This is a genomic window from Chitinophaga jiangningensis (genome assembly GCF_900142605.1).
Lineage (GTDB): Bacteria > Bacteroidota > Bacteroidia > Chitinophagales > Chitinophagaceae > Chitinophaga > Chitinophaga jiangningensis.
Genome location: NZ_FRBL01000009.1, coordinates 333042 through 356105, shown reverse-complemented (window position 1 = coordinate 356105; position 23064 = coordinate 333042). Strand labels below are relative to the sequence as shown.

22 protein-coding genes are annotated in these 23064 nt (G+C 47.8%); 14 read left to right on the top strand and 8 right to left on the bottom strand.

Annotation, left to right across the window (positions count from 1 at the left end; genetic code table 11):
• Positions 1–7 precede the first annotated feature (7 nt).
• Entirely contained in the window at positions 8–3124 is a 3117-nt protein-coding gene (locus tag BUB18_RS23690; RefSeq protein ID WP_073085812.1) for an efflux RND transporter permease subunit, read from the top strand.
• 75 nt (positions 3125–3199) lie between these two features.
• Here BUB18_RS23690 and BUB18_RS23685 read toward each other — a convergent pair whose 3' ends face one another.
• On the bottom strand, positions 3200–4288 hold the full coding sequence (locus BUB18_RS23685; protein WP_073085810.1) for an AI-2E family transporter: 1089 nt from the start codon (positions 4286–4288) through the stop codon (positions 3200–3202).
• Between the two features lie 133 nt (positions 4289–4421).
• Here BUB18_RS23685 and BUB18_RS23680 point away from each other — a divergent pair, with 133 nt between their 5' ends.
• Positions 4422–5516 (top strand): family 20 glycosylhydrolase, encoded by a 1095-nt coding sequence (locus tag BUB18_RS23680; RefSeq protein ID WP_073085808.1) that lies wholly within the window; start codon positions 4422–4424, stop codon positions 5514–5516.
• 1 nt (position 5517) lies between these two features.
• Here the strand turns inward: BUB18_RS23680 and BUB18_RS23675 are convergent, their stop codons facing one another.
• Positions 5518–6444 carry a helix-turn-helix transcriptional regulator gene (locus tag BUB18_RS23675; protein ID WP_073085806.1) on the bottom strand — a complete coding sequence of 309 codons (927 nt, stop codon included), beginning with the start codon at positions 6442–6444 and terminating at the stop codon, positions 5518–5520.
• A 335-nt stretch (positions 6445–6779) separates the two neighbouring features.
• On the opposite strand from BUB18_RS23675, the gene BUB18_RS23670 reads away from it, so the two are divergent.
• The 6 genes from BUB18_RS23670 to BUB18_RS23655 all read left to right on the top strand — a co-directional run bounded on the left by BUB18_RS23670 (position 6780) and on the right by BUB18_RS23655 (position 10314).
• Complete coding sequence (locus BUB18_RS23670) at positions 6780–7196, top strand: hypothetical protein (protein ID WP_073085804.1); 417 nt, start codon at positions 6780–6782, stop codon at positions 7194–7196.
• 122 nt (positions 7197–7318) lie between these two features.
• A complete protein-coding gene (locus tag BUB18_RS23665) occupies positions 7319–7663 on the top strand; it encodes a DsrE family protein (RefSeq protein ID WP_073085802.1) in 345 nt (114 codons plus the stop codon).
• 218 nt (positions 7664–7881) lie between these two features.
• A complete protein-coding gene (gene porG / locus BUB18_RS23660) occupies positions 7882–8706 on the top strand; it encodes a type IX secretion system protein PorG (RefSeq protein ID WP_143160076.1) in 825 nt (274 codons plus the stop codon).
• Between the two features lie 260 nt (positions 8707–8966).
• A complete protein-coding gene (locus BUB18_RS29735; RefSeq protein ID WP_178372196.1) occupies positions 8967–9107 on the top strand; it encodes a hypothetical protein in 141 nt (46 codons plus the stop codon).
• A 281-nt stretch (positions 9108–9388) separates the two neighbouring features.
• Positions 9389–9706, top strand: coding sequence for a hypothetical protein (locus tag BUB18_RS29500; RefSeq protein WP_143160075.1), 318 nt, complete (start codon positions 9389–9391; stop codon positions 9704–9706).
• Between the two features lie 101 nt (positions 9707–9807).
• Positions 9808–10314: a DUF6265 family protein gene (locus tag BUB18_RS23655; protein WP_143160074.1), complete on the top strand. Its 507-nt coding sequence runs from the start codon at positions 9808–9810 to the stop codon at positions 10312–10314.
• A 132-nt stretch (positions 10315–10446) separates the two neighbouring features.
• On the opposite strand, the gene BUB18_RS23650 is transcribed toward BUB18_RS23655, so the two are convergent.
• The gene (locus BUB18_RS23650; protein ID WP_073085796.1) at positions 10447–12030 is read right to left on the bottom strand and encodes a peptide chain release factor 3; all 1584 of its coding nucleotides are present in this window, start codon (positions 12028–12030) and stop codon (positions 10447–10449) included.
• Between the two features lie 104 nt (positions 12031–12134).
• On the opposite strand from BUB18_RS23650, the gene BUB18_RS23645 reads away from it, so the two are divergent.
• The 4 genes from BUB18_RS23645 to BUB18_RS23630 all read left to right on the top strand — a co-directional run bounded on the left by BUB18_RS23645 (position 12135) and on the right by BUB18_RS23630 (position 17332).
• Positions 12135–13388 carry an ABC transporter permease gene (locus tag BUB18_RS23645; protein WP_073085794.1) on the top strand — a complete coding sequence of 418 codons (1254 nt, stop codon included), beginning with the start codon at positions 12135–12137 and terminating at the stop codon, positions 13386–13388.
• An 18-nt stretch (positions 13389–13406) separates the two neighbouring features.
• Positions 13407–14411, top strand: a complete 1005-nt coding sequence (tsaD, locus tag BUB18_RS23640; protein WP_073085792.1) for a tRNA (adenosine(37)-N6)-threonylcarbamoyltransferase complex transferase subunit TsaD — start codon at positions 13407–13409, stop codon at positions 14409–14411.
• Between the two features lie 70 nt (positions 14412–14481).
• A complete protein-coding gene (locus tag BUB18_RS23635) occupies positions 14482–16605 on the top strand; it encodes an alpha-L-fucosidase (RefSeq protein WP_073085790.1) in 2124 nt (707 codons plus the stop codon).
• A gap of 4 nt (positions 16606–16609) precedes the next feature.
• On the top strand, positions 16610–17332 hold the full coding sequence (locus tag BUB18_RS23630) for a tRNA1(Val) (adenine(37)-N6)-methyltransferase (protein ID WP_073085788.1): 723 nt from the start codon (positions 16610–16612) through the stop codon (positions 17330–17332).
• On the opposite strand, the gene BUB18_RS23625 is transcribed toward BUB18_RS23630, so the two are convergent.
• The 5 genes from BUB18_RS23625 to BUB18_RS29730 all read right to left on the bottom strand — a co-directional run bounded on the left by BUB18_RS23625 (position 17327) and on the right by BUB18_RS29730 (position 20679).
• Positions 17327–18016 (bottom strand): aspartyl/asparaginyl beta-hydroxylase domain-containing protein, encoded by a 690-nt coding sequence (locus tag BUB18_RS23625; RefSeq protein WP_073085784.1) that lies wholly within the window; start codon positions 18014–18016, stop codon positions 17327–17329. The genes BUB18_RS23630 and BUB18_RS23625 overlap by 6 nt on opposite strands.
• A gap of 19 nt (positions 18017–18035) precedes the next feature.
• Positions 18036–18599: an NUDIX hydrolase gene (locus BUB18_RS23620; protein WP_073085782.1), complete on the bottom strand. Its 564-nt coding sequence runs from the start codon at positions 18597–18599 to the stop codon at positions 18036–18038.
• A gap of 96 nt (positions 18600–18695) precedes the next feature.
• Complete coding sequence (locus BUB18_RS23615) at positions 18696–19901, bottom strand: NAD(P)-dependent oxidoreductase (RefSeq protein ID WP_073085780.1); 1206 nt, start codon at positions 19899–19901, stop codon at positions 18696–18698.
• A gap of 43 nt (positions 19902–19944) precedes the next feature.
• Complete coding sequence (locus tag BUB18_RS23610; protein ID WP_143160073.1) at positions 19945–20460, bottom strand: hypothetical protein; 516 nt, start codon at positions 20458–20460, stop codon at positions 19945–19947.
• Between the two features lie 45 nt (positions 20461–20505).
• A complete protein-coding gene (locus tag BUB18_RS29730) occupies positions 20506–20679 on the bottom strand; it encodes a hypothetical protein (RefSeq protein WP_178372195.1) in 174 nt (57 codons plus the stop codon).
• A 247-nt stretch (positions 20680–20926) separates the two neighbouring features.
• Here BUB18_RS29730 and BUB18_RS23605 point away from each other — a divergent pair, with 247 nt between their 5' ends.
• A complete protein-coding gene (locus tag BUB18_RS23605) occupies positions 20927–21334 on the top strand; it encodes a hypothetical protein (RefSeq protein ID WP_073085776.1) in 408 nt (135 codons plus the stop codon).
• 18 nt (positions 21335–21352) lie between these two features.
• Complete coding sequence (locus tag BUB18_RS23600; RefSeq protein WP_073085774.1) at positions 21353–22957, top strand: YbhB/YbcL family Raf kinase inhibitor-like protein; 1605 nt, start codon at positions 21353–21355, stop codon at positions 22955–22957.
• Positions 22958–23064 lie beyond the last annotated feature (107 nt).

The following is a 23064-nucleotide window of genomic DNA, read 5'->3' as shown; positions in this document are numbered from 1 at the left end:
TGATAGTATGAACAAATTCCTGAAGAAAGTCCTTGCTTTCTCCCTGATCAATAAATATTTCATTTTTTTCGCAGCCGCAGCCATGGCGGTGACAGGCTATATCAGCTTTAAGCAGATTGGCGTGGATGCCTTTCCGGATGTGACTAATACTTCCGTTACCATCATCACCCAATGGCAGGGCCGCAGCGCGGAAGAAGTGGAGAAGTTTGTGACCCGCCCCATTGAAATTGCCATGAACAGGGCGCAAAAGAAGACGCATATACGTAGTTCTTCGCTGTTTGGGTTGTCGGTTGTGAAGGTGATTTTCGATGATGAGGTGGATGATATTTTCGCACGGCAGCAGATCAATAATAACATTACCTCCGCGGACCTTCCTGACGGCGTAGATCCTGAAATAGAGCCGCCGTACGGGCCTACGGGGGAAATCTACCGGTATACGCTGGAGAGTAACAAGCGTTCGGTGGCGGAGCTGAAAACGCTGCAGGACTGGGTAGTGGAACGCAATCTGTTGGCTGTTTCCGGTGTGGCGGATATTGTGAGTTTTGGCGGTGAGGTGAAAATCTATCAGGTCACCATCAACCCGGATAAAGCGGTGCAGTATGATATCACGGCCGGTGAAATGTTTCAGGCGCTCACTAAAAGTAATATAAATGTTGGGGGAGATGTAATTGTCAGAAATGCACAGGCCTACGTAGTCCGCGGCATTGGTGTCTTAAACAACGCGGACGAAATCAGGAATATCATCGTAGACCATATTAATGGAACCCCGATCCTGGTAAAGGATGTGGCAGATGTCAGCATTGCAGCACTGCCACGCCTGGGCCAGGTGGGCCGGGATGCCGACCACGATGTGGTGGAAGGCATTGTGGTGATGCGCAAAGGAGAGAATCCCGCAAATGTGATCGCCTCGTTGAAAGATAAAATCGCGGAGCTGAACAGTAAAATTCTTCCGGATGATGTAAAAATAAAACCCTTCTATAACCGCGAAGATCTCATCGCATTCAGTACGCATACGGTTTTACACAATATGCTGGAAGGGATCATTTTTGTTACGGTGATCGTATTTCTTTTTATGGCCGACTGGCGCACCACCGTGATTGTATCGGTCGTGATTCCGCTGGCGCTGCTTTTTGCCTTTATCTGCCTGCGTTTGAAAGGAATGAGTGCTAACCTGTTATCTATGGGAGCGATTGATTTCGGCATTATCATCGATGGGGCCGTGGTAATGATGGAAGGTATTTTTGTGATGCTGGATCAGCGGGCGCATAAAGTAGGGATGGAGCGTTTTAATAAACTCAGTAAGCTGGGCATGATCCGCAAAGCCTGTATGGAGAACGGCAAGGGCATCCTGTTTGCGAAATTGATTATCATCACTGGTCTGCTGCCAATTTTCACTTTTGAGAAAGTGGAGGGTAAAATGTTTTCGCCGCTGGCATGGACGCTGGGCTTTGCCTTGCTGGGCGCGTTGATACTGACTTTTACGCTGGTGCCTGCCATGGCCAGTGTACTGTTAAAAAGGAATGTCAGGGAGAAGAAAAATTTTTTCCTGGAATTTGTGCAGCGGCTTACGCTACGGATTTTCCATTTTACGTTTCACCGGCGGCGGCTTGTGTTTTTCGGTTCTATGATAGTGCTGGCGGCAGGATTATACTGTTTTAAATTTTTAGGTACGGAGTTTTTACCCCAGCTGAATGAGGGGGCCATATACATCAGGGCTACCGGGCCGCTCAGCACTTCGCTGGATGAATCGGTAAAACTCTCCAATGATATGCGCCGCAAGCTGTTGCAGTTTCCGGAGGTGCGACAGGTGATGTCCCAAACGGGGCGTCCGAACGATGGTACAGATGCTACAGGCTTTTACAATATTGAAATGCACGTGGATATTTACCCGCAGAATGAATGGAAAAGCGGTTTGTCGAAGGCACAACTGATCGATAAAATGCAACATAAACTGGATGGTATTCCCGGGATCACCCTCAATTTCTCCCAACCCATTATGGATAATGTTGAAGAAGCAGTATCCGGTGTGAAAGGCTCACTGGTGGTGAAATTATTTGGAGATGATTTTAAGGTGATAGAAGAAAAAGAAGAGCAGATAGAAAAAATCCTGAAAGGGGTGAGGGGGATTGAGGACCTGGGCATCCTACGAAACTTAGGCCAGCCGGAGCTGCGCATTAACCTGGATCAGCAGAAGATGGCGTTGTACGGCGTTACTACGGAAGACGCCAACTCAGTGATTGAGATGGCTATTGGGGGCAAGGCGGCTACCCGTATTTATGAGGGGGAGAAATATTTTGATCTGCGGATTCGCTATCCGGAATCTTTCCGGGAGGATGAAACGGCCATTGGAAACCTCATCATTCCTACGATCCGCGGCAATAAAATTCCGCTGAAGGAGATCGCGGACATCGGTCATATTGTTGGTCCCAGTATTATTTACAGAGATAAACACCAGCGTTATGGCGCCATCAAGTTTTCGGTACGGGAGCGCGATTTAGGAAGTACGATAGCAGAGGCACAGCAGAAAGTAGCGGCACAAATTCAGCTACCGAGAGGTTATAACCTGGAGTGGGCGGGCGATTTCGAGAATCAACAGCGGGCTACAAAGCGACTGGCACAGGTAGTGCCGATTAGCCTTGTACTGATTTTCCTCTTCCTTTTTATTTTGTTCGGGACATTTAAAGATGCCTTGCTGGTACTCGGTAACGTACCGTTTGCCATCATTGGCGGTATCTTCTCCCTATGGTTAACAGGAACTAACTTTAGTATATCCGCAGGCATTGGATTTATTGCCTTGTTTGGCATTTGTGTGCAAAACGGGGTGATATTATTGTCGCGTTTCAAATCCAACCTGCGCACCCTGCCTGCGGCTACGGATGCGGGCTTAATGGCAGGCATACACGAAGGGGTGGAGTCGCGCATACGGCCGGTGATCATGACCGCTATGATGGCGGCTATCGGGCTGCTGCCGGCTGCTACCAGTATGGGTATTGGTTCGGAAACGGCGAGGCCGCTGGCTAGAGTGGTGATTGGTGGGTTGATTACGGATACTTGTTTTAACCTGTTTATATTTCCGGTAGTGTTTTATTGGAGTTACCGGAAGATGGTTACTGCAAAGAGGTAGGTAGGCTGGATCAGCGCCTGCGGCGCTGATCCAGCCTACCATGAGAAAGTGCCGAAGGCACTTTCTCATGGTAGGTTATTTTTTTAAAATTTTACGCGTCAGCTTCAACTTTTTCGGTTTCTCTTCTTCCCCTAACAAAATAGCCCATGGATGCAAATTATCCACGCTCTCGCATAATATTTTCACGATGGCAATTACCGGTATCGCCAGAAACATTCCGGGTACGCCCCAGAGCATATTCCCAAGGATAACGCTGATAATAGTGACGAGTGGATTGATTTTTACCTGTCGCCCTACAATGCTTGGGAATAGGACATTACTATCCACGAGGTGAATAAGAAACAGCGCAATGCCCACCTGCAGTGAAGCAATAGGAGTGCTGGTTGCCAGTGTGACCACCATGCACAGCACCAGCGCCGTAAAGATGCCGATGTAGGGGATGATGTTGAAGATAGCCGCCATCATACCCAGCAGCACGGCATACTTGATCCCAAGGATGGCAAACACGGTGCAGTTGAGTACTGCTACAATTACCATTTCAATCATGAGGCCACCTACGTAGCTTTTGATGATGGAGCGGGTACGTTCTACGGCGCCCAGCAGGGTTTCCTTATGTTTTTCTGCAAACAGTGCCACGAGGAACTTCACCAGGAGGCGGCGGTAGAGCATAATGAAAAACGTATACAGCAGTACGAAAACGACAAAGATGATCAGCGAGGATACCGAGAGCAGGGTAGAGCTCACAAAGCTGGTGGCGGTACCGAGGGTTCCCATCGCGAGTTTTTCCAGGTAGGTCATTTGTGTACTGCTGTCGATATGAAACTGTACGTTAACCCAGTTCTGTAAGGAGCTAACAGTGTCCATTAGCTTTGACTCCAGTTGTGGTAAATCCGAAATAAAGGCCTGCATCTGTTTGGTGAGCACCATGATGATGATCATTAGGAAAATGATAAACAGCAGCAGTGAGGTAAAGGCGGCCAATCCCCGCGGAAAGCGCCAGCGCTCCAGGAGTGAGGCTATGGGCAGCAGCATAATCGAGATCAGGAGAGCAAACAATAATGGAATGATGATTTCGCTCCCAGTCCGCGCTATCGTAACAATCAATACCAATGACAATAAGGTAAAGGCGAGTTTAGCGTAAAAGGGTAGTTTTAAATCGTTCATGCAGATAGTATTTATTCAAATATATTAAAAATCAACCTCTTTTGCATTAGGAATTTAGCAATTCCGCGAACGGCATAGGACCACAACTTTTCAATAGCTATTTTGTGGCCAGTGATTTAAAACCCTCTTTTACATGAAAAGATTATCAACCTTTTTCTTATTACTATTCGTACTGAACGGATTTGCCCAAACGAGTATTGACTCCCTGCCTGTAAGAGGCTTCTGCATCGGCGCTCCATCTTCTGGCAGAGTGGAGGCTTTTATCAAGTTTATTAATGAAGAGCTGGCCCCCCGACACATCAATACACTTGTGTTGCGGGTAGATTTTAATTATCAATATACTTCACATCCCGAGTTGCGGGATAAGGATGCGCTGAGCAATGCGCAGGTAAAACAGCTGGTGGCTGCCAGTCGTAAAAACGGGATCCGGATTATTCCACAGATCAATTTGCTGGGGCATCAGTCGTGGGCCAGTCAAACCACTAACCTGTTAAAGGTTTACCCCGACTTTGACGAAACCCCCTGGGTAAAGATGCCGGAAAAGTATGTATGGCCTAATGCGGATGGTTTGTATTGCAAGAGCTATTGCCCGTTACATCCTGGTGTGCACAAGGTAGTGTTTGAGCTGGTGGATGAGGTATGTGATGCTTTTGAAACCGACGCTTTTCATGCCGGTATGGATGAAGTGTTTTATATCGGTGAGGACAAGTGTCCGCGTTGCGGCGGCCGCGACAAAGCGGAGCTGTATGCCGGTGAGGTATGGAAGATCCGCAATCACCTGGCGGAAAAAGGCCGGCAGTTATGGATCTGGGGCGACAGGCTGATCGACGGTAAAACAACCGGTATTGGTATGTGGGAAGGTAGTATGAATAATACCCACCGTGCAGTGGACCTGGTACCAAAGGATATCATGGTGTGCGACTGGCATTACGAGCGCCCTGATAAAACACCGGTGTATTTTGCCATGAAGGGACTGAGTGTGATCACCTGTCCGTGGCGCATGCCGAACAATGCCGTATTGCAGCTGAAGGATATGTACGACTACCGCAACACCGCGACTGCCGACATGAAGCCACGATTCCAGGGAATGATGCAAACCGTTTGGTCCGACGCTGGTTCATTTTTGGACGAGTATTATGGAGTGACCAAGCCTAAAGCAGGGGCAACGCCGAATAACAATACGCCGTCGAATTGCTTCAGGACTTTATTTCCTGTGGTGGGTAAGTGATTTAGTAATGCTTTCTTAAAGTAGGAATGAAAATTTCGCAATAGTTAGACAGGGAAAGGGATATGAAGAAGTGATTACCACTCATTTTAAATATCCCTTCCTTGCAGTTGCGACTAATGAAATCGTACATGGGGATGCCTGCGGTGGCCCAGTCCATAGGCAGCGGCAACCGAAGATAGGAGCCACCCTGGATGCGTTTTTTAAGCAGGTAAGGATAACGCCCTTCGATTTGAATAATCATTTTAAGGTCGTTTGCCGGAATGGCGATTCCTGCGTACATACTTAGTTTTTCATAGTCGGTTACCGGCACGGAATCCAAAGTACCTGTTATGATTCGGCTGTTAGGTATATCATACAGCGTTTGCATTTTATGAAACAACCCCACGAAATGCGTCATTTTCGCGACCATTTCCGCCACCGGATTTTGTCCGCGTGAAATCAGTGAATAATACAGGATGGTATCCGGCACTGTAACTTTCTCACAACGTTCTACATGAAAAAAGCTGCTCAGGGGTGTATCGCTGCCGCTGTGTGTGATGGTAACGGCGATGTCGAGTGTTCTTTTTTCATTGGGCAGCACCTGAATTTTGCGGAACTGTATGGGGCTTTCCCGGAAGTGTTGTTTAAAAGCTTTGCTGAGAGCGGATGTGGTGGCATATCCGCACATTTCACTAATCTCATTGATATTATAGCCGCTGTGCCGGAGTAGCCCTGCTGCCAGTTCCAGGCGGTGGCGTTTCACATAATGCCAGAAGGGTTCTCCTATAACCTCTGCAAAGGTGTGGTAGAAGTAGGAGTATGACATGCCGAGGCGTTCAGAAACTTCTTTGATGCTAAAAGGTTCACCAACGTTATCATCGGCGTAGCACAGGCCTTGTAAGGCAAGTGCCTCCAGTTGCTCTTTGGTTTGGGTGGATGTTTTTTTCATAGCAACCTAATTAGGTTATTTCACGGGGATTAATGGTACAATCTTGGTCCTATTGTATTCACGAATAGTACAATTTAGACAAAATATTTTTTTCTTTTAATTATTATTTTAATAATATGATTATCGAATCAATAATTGAATTGATTTTCAATGGAATGTTAGAAGAAGGGTTTTGCCAAATGTTAAATTTTTTTATTTCAGCGACAAAAAAGCTGAAATGGACAAATCAAAATGGATTGGATTAGATACTTTTAGCCGAGCAACCACTTCTGTACATATTTTGGTCCTATAAGCACGGAGGGTAGCTAAAAAATAACCTGTCATTTCTGATTGTCATGGAAGCCAAAAGCAATCGTAAAGAGGTACATCCGTTTAAGCGTCCTGGGCGCTTTTTCGTTTATTTTCTTAACTCCATCAAGGTATTTGTCCTATCCATCCTGTTTTGGGGTTGCGCCTGTCGCAACGCCTTTGCAATGGGAAGGGTGGTGATGCCGGTAGGCGTCAGTATATCCCTGTTGCTGGCCGTAGGCCTGGTCGTAATGGTATTGGGCACGCTGGTATACCTGGGCTGGCTGATGCTGGGCAAGCTGGGTAAACAATTGCAGGTAGCCAATATCAGTTTGTTGCAATCCGAGATTAAAGAGGTCACCTATCGTCATCGTATAAACGAAGCCACGGAAAAATGCCGTAAGCTGGAAGCGCAGTTGAATCAAACCTTATTTGAATTGCGCAAGGCCCGCCAGGAGCCCTGATAGATTTTCTTCTCCGAAATTTTCAACATCTCTGTCGTTACTGCTGTTAAGCATGTAACCACGTTTTTTTCATTGTAATATTTATTTATTTCATATTTGATTGCTATTGTTATATTTACAATATGCAAGTTGTGTTTCAGATCACATCAGCCGGAGTGGATGCGCATAAAGCGATGTTGGGCCAGATCCGGAACCTGCTGACTTATGCCGCCAACAAAGGGCAGGAGATAAAGATAGAGGTGGTGGTACATGGTGAGGCCTGGCCCTTACTGATCCCCGGTGGGGCGGTTGAAGAGCGGGTAACTGCCCTGGCACAGGATAAGGTGGAGTGGCTGATATGCAGCAATACGATGAACAGTCATTACTTAACGGAATCCCGGTTATTGCCTTTTGTGAAAATGGTACCTGCAGGAGTGGGGCATCTGGTAGAGCGACAAATGGAGGGATGGGCCTATATCAGATGTTAATGGATTTCTTTATGGAGGATTTGTATTATTAGTTTATTTTTACATTTTAAATATTAATATTTGTTCGGCGTAACGTGAATAGCTACACGATTAGTACTTGTGTAGCAAATAAAACGATCACAAATTGCGTTATATAGATTATTCAATTATACCGGACTAACCTCTTAAAAACTGACACCTTGAAAATCAAAAAATCTACCGGAATACTATTGTTATTCTTGGCAATCCCATTTATCAGCATGGCGCAGGACTGGCATGTCGGCGCATTTTTGGGAATCAGCAATTACAGTGGAGATCTCGTGGAACAGAAGGTAGACCTGAAGTACACCCGGCCAGCGCTGGGAATTTTAGTCAGAAAAGATTTTAATCGTTATTTCTCTCTCAGGGGGGCCATTACATACGGAGTGGCTGCCGGTGCGGACAGTACCAATGCTAAGACAGACCTTAGACAACGTAACCTTAGCTTCCGCAGTCGCATGATTGAATTTGCCCTGATCGGAGAATTAAATTTCCTGGATATAGATGAAAAAGGCTTTACGCCGTATGTGTTTGCGGGTATAGCAGGCTTTGGGTTTGATCCGCAGGCCAAAGACCAGTCGGGCAACTGGGTACGCCTCCGCCGCCTGGGTACTGAAGGACAGGGCTTACCGCAATACCCTGATCGTTTGCCTTATGATATGTTTACCGTGTCCATACCATTTGGTGTAGGTTTCAAGGCTATCCTGAGTGACCGTTGGACACTCGGCTTCGAACTTGGCCTTCGTCCAACTATCACTGATTACCTGGATGACGTGAGTAAAACTTATGTAGACCAGAACACTTTATTGGCTTATCGTGGACAGGCTTCCATAGATATGGCTTACCGCGGCGATGAGGTGAGTGGCAAATTAACACCTGGTACCTATCCGGTAGATGGTACTATCAGAGGTTCTGATAAACATAAAGACTGGTATGGCTTTACCGGCTTCACCATTACTTACCGCCTCGGTAATGGTGGCAATCCATGGGGCAGGGTAAACGCAACGCGTTGTCCTCGCTTCTGATAAAAACAATACTGACACAGCGTTTTGGCGGAAACAGTGGTTTTTTATTCTCCCGGAAAGCGTCAAAATTTATATTTAAATCCTCCGTATGCTGCGGAGGATTTTTTTTTGGCACAGATGTTGAATTTATCTGTTTAAACAGGTAAAAATGCAGCCACCAGCTTATAACCAGGTGGAAAAATACGAATCGCGGAGAGGAGTAGCATTAAAACGGAAGAAGTAAGTTGGTGTGCAACCACCTGTATTCATAACCTAATCAGATGTGCCATGAAAAAAATAATTGCCTTAGCAGTAATGATAGTGATGGCAGGCACGATAAACACGAGCTCCGCTCAATTGCCACCACCACCGCCAAAGCCACCGGTACCACGGCATTTACCGCCGCCACCGTTGCCGCCTAAGCCTCCAAGGCCACCACATCCCGGACATAAACCTCCGCCACCGCCTAAGCCTCCGGTACCGCATAACGCACCGAAGCCACCGCGGCCGCCTCGTCCACCAAAACCACCAATACCACCGCATTCTTATAACTATAAATATATTCATCATCGTTACGCCAATGCTGTCATGACCAATTCCTACGGAACGTTTGCCATCAGTGGCTTTTACGAGCCGAATCACAGCGCTTGATTAGCACCTGTAATAATTTGTACCAACCGATCTTGAACTAAAAACCAAAAAAATGAAAAAACTAATCCTTCTGACAGTGTTGATGGGCGGAGCCGTAATCACCACCTATGCGCAAAGAGGTTATGGTCACGGCAGAGGCCATGGCAATGGGCACTATAAGTCATATGAGCGCTATGAACGCAGACATTGCGACTACCGCCGCTATGATGATTGCAGACCACGCCGCGTAGTGGTTTACGACAGACCAAGATACGCACCAGCTTATTACGTACCGGTGCCGCCGCCACCACCAGTGGCTGTGTACCCGGTGCCCGTACCTGTGGCAAGACCCAGAGTGGCCTTCAGCGCAGGTGTTACCATCGTTAATTGATAACTGAAAAATGAAAAATTCAAATGCCACCCGGAATAAAACGGGTGGCATTTTTTATTGATGACCGGGATGGTTACATTTGTACCTGTCAGCTAACAAATATGCATCATCAACATCTACATAAATTACTAACGCAAACGGCAACACGCTTACTATTAGTGTTTGCCGCCTCATGCGCCTGGCAGGCGGCCAGTGCACAAGCCAGTGTTAAAGACTTTCCTTATCTCAGCAAATTACAGGGTACCTGGGTGATGAACACCCGGAAAGGCTCCGTAGTAGAACAATGGCAGCAGGTAAACGACTCCACCTGGTACGGCCGTACCTGGCGTGTAGCCGAAGGCGATAGTTCCCTGCAGCAGTCGGTAAGTTTAGTGAAACAGGGTGATGCCATTTACTTTATGCCCGTATATACTGGCCATGAAACGCTGGTACCGGTAAAACTGAAGGTTAGAGTGCTCAAGCCGATCGGCTTTGTGGCAGAGGACCTGAAAAATGATTTTCCGCAAAAGGTGACTTACCGGTTCTCCGCTCCAACGGTGCTGGAAGCGCGTGTGCAGGGTACAAGGGATGGGACGGTGGAAGAGTATATCTTTAAGTATAATAAATAATAACTCCTTCAATAATGCAAAAAGCGAAACCAGTATTAGGTTTCGCTTTCTTTTTGTGCCCTGAGTGATCGCTGCCTGCGGCGTAGGTCACTCAGGGCAGTTTCCGCCCGATTGCAGGGTGGAAATTGGCTGTTATTTATGAATCTCAGAAGTAAAATTAAACTGAATCTCAGGATTATTAGCCCGCTCTGTATTCAGGTACCACTCTGATTCCGCGAGGTATACCAGGTGTCCATCCTTATCCTCCACGATATTGGCGGATTTAAAACGGATAAAATCTTCGATCTTATTTTTAGGACCGGTGATCCAGCATGCCTTGTAATACGGCAGGGTATTGAACTGACAAGCAGCGCCATACTCCTGCAGGAGGCGGTATTGAATAACTTCGAACTGAAGGTCGCCCACGCAACCGATGATTTTACGGTTACCACCATGTTGGGTAAACAGCTGTGCCACCCCTTCATCTGTCAGCTGGCGGATACCTTTTTCCAGTTGCTTGGTTTTCATCGGATCCTTGTTTACCAGTTCCTTAAACAGCTCAGGAGAGAAGCTTGGGATACCGGTAATATAGAATTTCTCACCTTCGGTGAGGGTATCACCAATTTTGAAGTTTCCGGTGTCAAACAAACCTACTACGTCGCCGGGGAAGGCATCGTCCACGATGTTCTTTTCCCGTGCGAGGAAGCTGTAAGGGTTGCTGAAGCGGACGTCTTTATCCAGTCGTACGTGTTTATAGAATTTATTCCTTTCAAATTTACCGGAGCAAACGCGGAGGAAGGCGATACGGTCGCGGTGGCGTGGATCCAGGTTGGCGTGAATCTTAAAGATGAAGCCACTGAATTTATCTTCGTTTACATCGATTTCGCGGGTGCTGCTCTGGCGGTTGCGCGGTGTAGGTGCGATTTCCACGAAGGTGTCCAGCAGGTCTTTCACACCAAAGTTGTTCACTGCGGAGCCGAAAAATACCGGTGCCAGTTTGCCATCGAGGTAAGCTTGTTTATCAAATTCATCGTATACGCCTTCGATCAGTTCTACGTCGTTACGCAGCTGGGCGGCATCCTTTTCGTTGAAATGCTCGTCTACATAGCTGTCGCTGAGGTCTTTCAGGTCCACTACATCCTCATCTGTTGCCTTTTTATTCGGGAGGAAGTTTACCAGGCTTTTGTTGTACAGGTTGTACACACCTTTAAAGTCCTTACCCATATTGATAGGCCAGCTAAGCGGGCGTACACGGATAGAGAGTTTTTCTTCCAGTTCATCCAGGAGGTCGAATGGATTTTTACCATCGCGGTCCATTTTGTTTACGTAGATGATAACCGGGGTATCGCGCATGCGACAAACTTCCATCAGCGCTTCTGTCTGTGTTTCCACCCCTTTTACGCAGTCGATTACCAGCACTACGCTGTCCACTGCGGTGAGGGTACGGTAGGTATCTTCAGCGAAGTCCTTGTGACCAGGGGTATCCAGGAGGTTCACCAGTACATCGCGGTATTCAAAGGTCATAACAGAGGTGGCAACCGAGATACCCCTCTGCCTTTCTATCTCCATGAAGTCGGAGGTAGTATGTTTCTTGATTTTATTGGATTTCACCGCACCGGCCGTCTGGATAGCACCGCCAAACAGGAGGAATTTCTCTGTCAGCGTGGTCTTACCGGCATCCGGGTGAGCGATGATGGCGAAGGATTTTCTTTTATTAATCTCGTTAGCGTACTTCATATTTATGTCCGAAAAATGGCAGCAAAGGTAACTAAATTTTTTATCCGGCTATATTTAGTGTTTACCGGGTGTTAATCTGCAAATAAATCCACTAAATTTGAAATATGATTGCTACCCTGAAAATTTTATGGAATAGTTTAAAAATGGCCGTGCAGGAACTGCGGGTGAACAAGCTGCGTACTTTCCTGTCGTTACTGGGCATTACTATCGGTATATTTTGTATCATCTCCGTTTTTACCCTCACCAGCAGCCTGGAACGCAATGTGCGTAATAGTCTCAGTGAGCTGGGCGACGACGTAATTTACGTCCAGAAATGGCCCTGGGGCGGTGGCGGGGAATATCCCTGGTGGAAATACATGAACCGTCCGGAGCCGGAGTATAAGGAATTGAAGCTGATCCAGGAAAAGGTGCAGGGGGCCAGCTTTGTTTCGTTCGACTTCGACGTGAGCGGGCGGCGCCTGGAGCTGGGTGATGATTATATGGATGGCGTGACCATGATGGCGGTAACCCACGATTTTGACCAGATTCAGCAGCTGGCGATTATAGACGGCCGCTATTTTGCAAATTCGGAGAGCAACAGCGGTACACCCGTAGGGATACTGGGAGCTACCATCTGGGAAGGCTTGTTTGGGTCAGCAGAGGCAGCACTGGGCAAGACGGTGAAGCTGATGGGCCGGGATGTGAAAGTGGTAGGCGTCATGAAAAAGAAGGGGGAAAGCATGATCGGCGGGCCTAATTACGACAATGCCATTATCATACCTTATAAATTTGGCCGTACCCTGGTGGACGAGCGCCGTAACGGTAGTCCGTACATGCTGGTAAAAGCCAAGCCTAATGTATCACTGGATCAGCTCAAGGATGAAATTCGTTCCGTGATGCGTGCGGCGCACCGGCTACGTCCTACGGAGGAAGATGATTTTGCAATGAATGAAATCACTTCTGCCAATGAAAATCTGAATTCCATCTTTTCTGCCATCAATTTAGGCGGGGGGCTAATTGCCATATTTGCGCTGCTGGTAGGTGGTTTCGGGATTGCCAATATCATGTTTGTGACGGTGAAGGAACGGACAAATATCATTGGGCTGAAAAAAGCGATAGGGGCTAAAAGGCAGGTGATCCTGATGGAATTCCTGCTGGAAGCAGTGATGTTGTGCTTAATTGGCGGGATAATAGGGTTATTGCTGGTGGTAATGCTGGCAACCATTATTTCTGCTACCAGCAGCTTCCAGTTATATATGACCGCTGGTAATATCATATTTGGCTTGAGTTTAAGCGCAGGTGTAGGCATGATTTCAGGTTTTATCCCTGCTTACAGTGCCAGCAAGCTGGACCCTGTGGTGGCGATAAGAAGCAATTAATTTGTATTTTTGCCGCTTATGTCAGTGAAAATATTAGCAATAGAATCATCCTGTGATGATACCGGGGCGGCAGTGATAGTAGACGGGAAAGTTTTATCCAATCGCATTGCCAATCAGAAAGTACATGAAGAGTATGGCGGCGTGGTGCCGGAGCTGGCGAGTCGCGCCCACCAGGAAAACATCGTTCCCGTGGTAGACGTAGCCTTGCAGATGGCAGGAGTAAAAAAGGAAGAACTGAGTGCCATTGCTTTTACGCAGTCACCCGGGCTGATAGGTTCATTGCTGGTAGGCAGCTGCTTTGCCAAATCCATGGCCATGGCGCTGAACATACCGCTGATAGGTGTGCATCACATGCAGGCCCACGTGCTGGCCAATTTCATTGACGATCCAAAACCGGATTTCCCGTTTATTTGCCTGACCGTTTCCGGCGGCCATACCCAGATAGTGCTGTGCGAGAGTCCGCTGAAGATGCGGGTGATAGGCGAAACGCTGGATGATGCTGCCGGCGAGGCTTTCGATAAGAGTGCCAAATTATTGGGCCTGCCATACCCTGGTGGTCCGTTGATTGATAAATATGCAAAAGAGGGTAACCCCTTAAGGTTCAAATTCCCCGAGCCCCGTATTCCCGAACTGAATTTCAGCTTTAGTGGCCTGAAAACTTCCATTCTTTATTTCCTGCAGGAGAACCAGCAGAAAGATCCGGAATTTATCCAAAACAACCTGGCCGACATCTGTGCATCCATTCAGCATCGAATTATCAGCATCCTGCTGAACAAGCTGGTGAAGGCGACCGAAGAAACCGGTGTGCGTGACGTGGCCATTGCCGGTGGCGTAAGTGCCAACAGTGGCTTGCGCGCTGCGCTGGAAGAATATGGCAAAAAGCATCACTGGCGTACGTTTATACCGAAGTTTGAGTACTGTACGGATAATGCCGGTATGATTGCTATCACTGCTTATTACAAATACCTGGCAGGTGATTTCGTGTCGCTGGACGCTGTGCCTACCGCCAGGGCAGCCTTTTGATCATCAAGTTTTCAGTAGTGCTTTAACGATTTAGCGCTATATTGGTTATTCGTTTAGCCAACTCGTTTGTATGATGAAAAAAATTTTCTTTGCGTTGCTGCTGTTAGGCGCAACGGGTGCCCGCGCACAGGAGCCGGCAGCATTGAAAGCATGGAAGGACCAGAAATACTCCATGTTTATCCATTGGGGGGCGATATACAGCACGCTGGGTGGTGTATGGGAAGGCAAGCCGGTAACCCGTGGATACAGTGAACAGATACAATCGCATGCAGGCATTTACAGTGACGTATATGCCGATGTAGCCAATCGTTTTAACCCCGCGCAGTGGAACCCCGATTCCATTGTATTACTGGCCAAAGCCGCGGGTATGAAGTCGGTGGTGATCACCTCCAAACACCACGACGGCTTTTGCATGTTTAAATCCGCTTACACCGATTACAATGTAGTAGATGCCACGCCTTACAAGCGCGATGTGCTGAAGGAGCTGGCAGATGCCTGTCGGCGCCACGGGCTGAAGTTTGGCTTGTACTTTTCGCTGATCGACTGGCATTTCCCGCAGGCATATCCGATCAGCAGCAGCAACAGTGATCCTATTACACCGGAGCATCACGCCTATAACCTGCAACAGGTGCGGGAGCTGATGACCAATTATGGTCCGGTATCCGAAATATGGTTTGATATGGGTTCCCTCACGGCGCAGCAGAGCCGGGAGCTGGCAACGCTGGTACATTCCCTGCAACCGGGTTGTATGGTGAGTGGCCGTTTGGGTAATGATGCCGGGGATTTTTGTGTAATGGGAGATAATCAGTATCCCGACTATAAAATTGCGTCGCCATGGCAAACGCCGGCGTCGGTATATGACGAAACCTGGGGTTACCGCTCCTGGCAGCAGCATGGCAAAGCGGCGGACAAGGCTGATGAAAAGCTGCGCGGGTTAATTAAAGTAGTGAGCAGGGGAGGTAACTTTCTGTTGAATATAGGCCCTCGCGGAGATGGCTCCGTGGTGGATTTTGAAAAGGAAGTATTGCTGCTGAACGGAACATGGCTACAGCAGAACGGGGACGCTATTTATGGCGCCGGCCCTAACCCTTTTGATACTACGTTTGCATGGGGTGAAGTGACCGCTAAAAAAGGGCAGTTGTTCCTGCACTTACTGGATGTACCGGCGGACGGCAATATCTATCTCCCCGGATTTCATAACAAAATTACTGATATGCGGCTGGTAGCCGGTAATGTACCCGTGGAAGGCAAGGTGAATGCAGCTGCCGGCGGATTACATGTGAAACTGCCCGCATCCGCGATGGCGGGTAAGCATATCCCTGTGCTTGTGCTCAATTATGAAGGGGAACTGGATATCACACCGGTGCACCTGCTCAAAGCACCTGTAGTGCTGGATCGCAGCAATGCCGTGTCCTTGTTCAGCTTCTCCGGGGCAGACTATGAAAGCTATTACAGAAGCGAAGTTGGGGAAACATGGGCATTTACATCTCCCAAAAACAAAAAAATTACCCTGCGCTACAGTGAAGCAGAAAAGGGCAGAACGGTGGCCCTGGAACTGAATGGAAGCATGCATGAGCTGCCGCTGACAACAGGAAAGCCGGTGCCACTGAAAAATGAACTATCGCAACTGCAATGGGGCCCTGTGTATACTACGGGCGCTATGCGCGGCGGTATAGGTGGCAGTGCAGGGGACCTGCACCAGGTGAATGTTACAAAACCTTTTGCGGGCGGGCAGAGCTGGACTTTGCAGCCCGATTTCAATAATGATGCGCTACATACTTTTGCCGGTGGCCGCAGCACCAACTATTATGTGTTACAGGAAGTGACGGCCCCTAAGGATGGCAGTTACCTGCTTGGATTTAGCAGCGGGGATGGCATCCAGGTGTTTGTAAACGGGGAGGAGCAGCTGATTCACAACAATCCGGAGCGTGGTACTACGCAGTCGGAAGTGCTGCTGGTGCAGTTGAAAAAAGGAAAGAACCAGCTGGTGGTGAAGTTGTATACGCGCTTTGCAAAAGAGCTGCAATGGGCGATTAACAGGCAGGTGCCACAGCAGTTATACGAGCAGCCAACATCGCTTGAAGTAAAAGGTGGCAGTGGGATAAACCGCATTACCATTCGGGATGCCAGGGCGGTTTCGCCACACCGGAATCTGCGTATGCCTGATCTCTCCTTATATTTGCAGGCAAAATAGCGGCATGGCCAATACGTATTTCCAGTTTAAACAATTTACCGTAAACCAGGAGCACTGCGCGATGAAAGTGTGTACAGATGCCTGTATACAGGGAGCTTTCACCGCGCAGTACCTGGTGCATCATGGGGTGGCGGTGAAACGTATCCTGGATATTGGTACGGGCACGGGCTTGCTAAGCCTGATGCTGGCGCAGGTGCACCCTGCTGCCATAACCGCTGTGGAACTGGACCCTGGCGCGGCTTTGCAGGCCCGGGAAAATTTTAATGCTTCTCCGTGGCAGGAGCGATTGGATGTGCAGGAAGTGGATGTAAGGCAGTTGCCGGTTTCGGAGAAATTTGATTTTATTATTTCTAATCCGCCGTTTTATGAATCGGCCCTGAAGAGCGGGCACCAGCAGAAGGATAAGGCGATGCATGCCACCAGTCTGGGGTACAGCGAGTTGCTGGAGGCGATTGGTATGCATTTGAAACCTGGGGCATCGTTTTCTATATTACTGCCTTATGTAGAGTTCCAGGCATTCAGGGCGTTGGCAGCGTCGAAGGGCTATCATCTGCATCAGCTGTTGCAGGTACGGCAAAGTATGAAACATGGCTATTTCAGGGCGGTGGGTATTTTTTCCGCTGCTGCCAGGGAAACTTCTATAACGGATATGGATATACGCGATATGGAAAATCAGTACACTCCTGCGTTTATTGCCCTATTGAAAGCCTATTACCTGAAGTTATAACCCCAATTCCGCCTTTAACTGATCGATCAATTCCTGCAGCGCCGGATTCTGCTGGCGTTCAAGTTCTGCAATCACCATCAACTTAGTTGTATCATCCAGCTGCCCTGGCGGCGGCGGAACCGGAAATCCCTGTTGGGCAAAGAGATCGTCGGTCCACTCGTTACGCAGCGCATCAATGACCAGATGTACCCGGTCCACCGGGCTGTTGTTGATGACCTCATGGGTGAGGTTGAAATTAGCGTACCAGCATTCGCCTGCCTGCATGGGAAGTTTCATGCCATCGAGCAGGAACTCAACTTCCGGATGTGTAATAACGGGGACGTGTATACGTAAATTTCCTTCTTCGTAAGATGCGCCTATATCTTTATGCGGCTTGATGATGGCCCCGGATTTAAGTTTTAGGAGTCGCACCCCTTCCAGCGGGCATTTAAAGCTTTGCAGCACATATGAAAAATACGGCGTTTGCTTGAGCAGAGGCGTATCCTGAAAGGGCATGCCTGCATGGGAGTGTATATCTGTGATAGCGCCTGAAGTGGAGCGCAGGGAAATGCTGCTCCATTCGCCGGAGTAATCTTCCCGGTGAAAGTGCGCGGCCCATTGCAGGGACTGGCATTGGTGCAGATCCTGGAGGAGCGCCTCCGGATAAAAGTGGAAAGGGAGCTGTAGGAAGTTGGTGTGGGACATGGTGTGAAGTTAGCGACTTTTAGTCCGCCAGCAAATACGGCGCTTCCAATTCTTTTGACCCTACATAATTATCATCTTTCCAGACAATTAGATAAGTACCACCCCATACTTTTCCGGGTTGTGTTACAATGGGCGTCAGCTGTTGGCGCATAAACTCAAAATGCAGTTTCGGCAGTCCTTCCTGCGGCGCCATCCATTCGTAGTAAATGTTGGAAGCGGGCGGTTGTTTTAAGGTGCCCGATTTCAGTTTTGCGGTGTAATAGGTACGGAAGGAGAGCTCCTTATGGTCCGGCAGACCTTCGAACTTATGCGTGTATAAACCCGCCAGGCGTATGTTTTCCAGCGTGAGTCCCAGTGTGCCGGCGAGTTGGTGGAGTGCCTCCCGGATATCCAGGGAATCGTTGGAGCGTACTGCTGGCATATGCCATCCCATAGCATTGTGCATCATGAGCAGTTGGTGGTGTTCATTGTATACGAGCAGGAATTGTACGGTATAATTATCTTTTTTAGTGGCTTCCTGTGCGTGGGCGGTACCTGTATGCAACGCAAACAACAATGGGAGCAGGCGGAGGTATTGTGGCATGGGTAAGTTATTTAGTGTAGAAGTTTTGGTATATGCCTTTAATTTACGGCAAACGGGGATACGTGCAAAACAAAAAGTGATCAAGACAATTATCGATTACGCGATGTAGTCCTGCAGGTAATCAAAATAGGAGGTGAGTGCCCCATTTTCGGCGATGGTGGCCTTTTTGATCATTTCGCTGTTGCCGGATAGCAGGTCTTCGAATACATATTTCATCAGCTGGTCCCCGAAATATTGGGAAGCATCGCGGGGGAGTTCATTGGGGAGGTTGCTGACGCACATCATATCCACTGTATCTGGCAGATAAGGTGCGGTCCGGGTCATGGTTTGTTTGTCTACCCCATACACCGGATCGTCGATGGTGCTGTCGCCCAGGTTGCAGGGGATGCTGCCGTTGGTATCATCTGTAATGTCAGCAATCACCTGGATGCGGAAGTTATCCTTTTGCAGGTCTTTGGCGGAGAACAGCGGGGGGATATTTTTATCCCAGTAGATGCCGTTCATGAGGATATCGCTGGCGGCTACGAAGGGGAGGAACTTGCAGTCGTATTGCTCCGGGTGGGCGTGGAAGTCGGCGCGACTATACGTTTTATCATCCTTGCGCAGGTACAGTTCACCTGCTTTCAGCTGCGTGTATACCGGGTAGTTATAGCTATTCATCAGGAATTCTTCCGGTGGAATGTATTTGATGCCGAGGAGTCCCATGATTTCCAGTACGCCTGCGGCTACGCGTCCTGAGCCGGTAGCAACTATTTTCAGGGGTGGCAGTTTTACACCGAAATAGTGGGAGATGAGTTCCTGGAAGTCGTGCGACTGGTGGACGGGTTTGAGTTTGAATAATCCGGTCTTTTGGCCATAGGCCAGCAGTCCGTTATGTGCGCCTACTACGCCGGCAAAGAAGCCGAAGCCGAGGATGCGTTGTCCGTCCGGGTGTACGAGGCATTCATAATCTACCAGGCGGATATTTTTTTCGAGGATAGCTTTGAGCATGTCGCGGTTATGCGGCTGCTTTTTTTTGGTATGGCTGAAAAAGAGGTAGGTTTTGTTGGGCAGCAGGAACGTTGGCGGCACTTCTTTTATACCTAAAAGTATACAGCAGTTTTCCAGGTTTTGGGAGATGGTAACGCCGGCTTTGGCGTATTCTTCATCTTTAAAGCAACGGTGTGGCGAGGGCTGTGCATACAGCGCTACATGCGGAAAGTGATGCATGATCCACTGGCATTGTTTAGGGGTAAAGGCCACGCGGTTATCGTGTGGGTGCTTCTCTTCCCTAATTAACCCTATGTGCACTGATTTTTGCATTATTTAATTTACGAAAAAAATAAATAATGGCGGTGTGGGTGGCTTAGTATTGCATGAAGGAATTGGCAGGATTGTATAATGGTGAGTAGCCGTAGTAGTTACTTCTGCTGACGCTTACGCTGCCGGATACAGAGAAGGTGCGGTCGTTGCTGATGTACATGACACCAGCTCTGGCGGCAGGGAATATGCCGGAGCTGTTCATCTGCATGTTGCCAGAATTCTTATAGAGCGGCTGGTAAGCTGGTCCGCTGAACCGCATCACGGTAGGCGTGGCGGAGAGGCTGCCGAAAGCGAACAAGTTAGGGGTAAGCTGACGGTTGAGTTGTATGGCCATGGGTGCGGACAGGTAAGTGCCGCTTCCACCTTTAAATCCCACGAAGCCGGCGGAGAGGCCGGTGTATTTGGTTACAAACCATTTCTTTTGAATATGGCTGCTATCTTTTTCCTGGTTGCCGGGAGCGAATGCGGAGTTATGCTGATCACCCGGAAATACAGGCAGCTGGGCTTTTACAGCCATGGCTGACATCAATATTGCTGAAAAAATGATGGTGCGTAACATGTTATGAAGGTAAGCATCCTTTGCTGGAATAATGCTAAGGAAATCTTAATATTTTTTCTGTTGACCTGGAGCATAAGGCTTGGCAGACTTGGAGCCGGTCATTTTCTTTGCTTGTCCGGGAGGTACTTTACCGCTGTTGCCGGCGGTATGTACGGTGGTGTAACAGGAGCTAAACAGCATAACGGCTACGGTAGCTATCAGAATATGGATTTTTTTCATGTGGTTCAATTTACGGGGCAAAGCTACGAATTTTGTGCCAAGGAGGGATTGAGCATTTTTGCCATGGAAAAATGTTAAAGCTGTGCTGAAAAGAACATATTATAAACAGTTAATGGTGTGCCTGGAAATTGATAGAACTTTATGATGGTAATCATGTGTCAATATAACCGTGGTCATGAAAATGTGTGCAGGTTCAAGGTAATTTTATATTGAAAATGTTCATAATTACCATTTAAAACTTTCGACCATGCTGTTAGTAATCAACGACCATAAATCGCTGGGATTGCTCCAGCAGGAATTTTCATCGAATTATCCATTCTTGAAATTATCTTTTTATGATAAACCCCATGGCATTTTAGAGGCTACGGAGAAATCGCATCAGCTTTCGGCTAGGATGCTGGTACGGGAGGTACGCAATCTTCACCATAGCGGTACGCTCACCATTAATCCGGATGATACGGTATATAGTATTGAAAGGGCTTTTCGCGATCGTTTTAATCTGAATGTACAAGTTTGTCGAAGAAATACCTTTGGCTGGGTACAGACGTCTGGCAGTGATCTCGTTACATTGGGAGAGCAGAATGAGATAGGAAGAACTGCGGTGGAAAAGAAATCTCCGGGAACGCGTAATGACTTTCTGGATGATGAATATTAACAGGTAGATGTACTGGTAATGAGTTTGACAAATGGACAGCTGGTGATTAGCAGCAGGGTATGCAGGGAGGGAAACATTATTCCATATAAATATAGCTGCGCCGGTGAGAATATCAATCCTCCGCTGGAAGTGAATGGAATTCCACCTGGTGCGGCTTCTATAGCTGTGGTGCTGGAGGATATGGATGCACCGCTAGGCAAATGGGTGCACTGGTTAGTTTGGAATATGCCGGTTAGTCACCGGATTTGTGAAAATTACACGCCGGTTATATTGGGTAAAAATGACTTTGGTCAGGTTAGATATACGGGCTTTTGTCCTGGTAAGATGTTGCATCATTACCATTTTACAGTTTTTGCATTGGCAAAGCTGCTGAATCTTGGACCAGGCGGGAGCTGGGATGATTTGCGGATTGAAATGGCGGGGCATGTACTGGCAACTGGAGTTTTCGACTGCATTGCACTTACGAAGTCCGCTTATTATGACAAATCTGAAAATAAAATTGCGATGACGACGATAACATTCAAAGATATATATACGCAGGAGAGTACTGCATGTATAACATTAATTATCCCTTTGCAACCTGTGGCAGGCTACTCCAGGGAGGCCGATGCGCATGTCCTGGACAAGATGGTGGGCAAGGTTACAGGTTTCCTGCATGAAATGTATCCTATGAAAGAATCGGCTGTTTTATTAGCTAACCTCTATGAATTAGCGGCATTGCTCAAGGCCGATGACAGACCAGCCCTGCAGGGGGCTGGTCTATATGTATCCGCCCGGTATAAAAAGTTGTTATTGTTTCCATTTCCTGTTAAGGAAAAAGTAGTGATTGCCGGTAAATTTTCAGTACGGGAGGCATTGCAGCTTGAGCAGTATAGTGTTGACTATATCCTTTTACATGCAGATAGCAAGCGCGTTATGTGTTATAAGGGGAAACTTGAAGAATTGGAAGAAATTCAGGATCATAACTTTCCACGGTTATACCAGGAGGAGTACGAGTATGCAAAGCCTTCCAGGAGTTCTTCACTTGCAGGTTATGCAGGGGAGAAGAATTTTGAAAAGGATAAGAGTTTGTTACAGGCGGATAGGCGCAGGCGTTTTTTCATACAGGCCGACAAAGCGTTGTCAGCTTACCTTGGACAATTGCCGCTGGTCTTGGCTGGGCCGAAAAAGGATATGGCCCAGTTGGAAGAAGTGACCCATCATTCTAAGAATATCATTGCCAGGATACCAGGCAACTACTTTCATGTGGGCAGGGATAAGTTGGCAGCTAAAGTTTGGCCTCTTGTCAGGGAATGGTTGGATGGCAGGGACAGGCAGGTTATTTCCAGCTTCCTGGAAAGTATCGGGCAGGGGAATACGGTCGAAGGCGTAAAAGCGGTTTGGGAAGCGGCCAGGGATGGTCAGGTGGCTAAATTACTTATTGAAAAGAATTTCGCTTGTAGTGGTTTTACTGACAAAAATGGAAAAATTTATCTACGAGCTCCTGAAAAGCCCCATCATATCGAAATGGACATCCCGGAAGAAATTATGAGGATGGTGATTAAAAAAGGTGGACAGGTTCTTTTTGTGGAAGATAATGCTTTAGATCTCCATGGCGGCATAGCTGCTATTACCTGGTATTAGCCGTCAATATATTTATGATACTATTCAATCTAATCTAAGCGTGATAAATTAGCCCCAAATCGGAAAGCCCTGAATCATATTCAGGGCTCTTTCCGTTACGGCTGAGG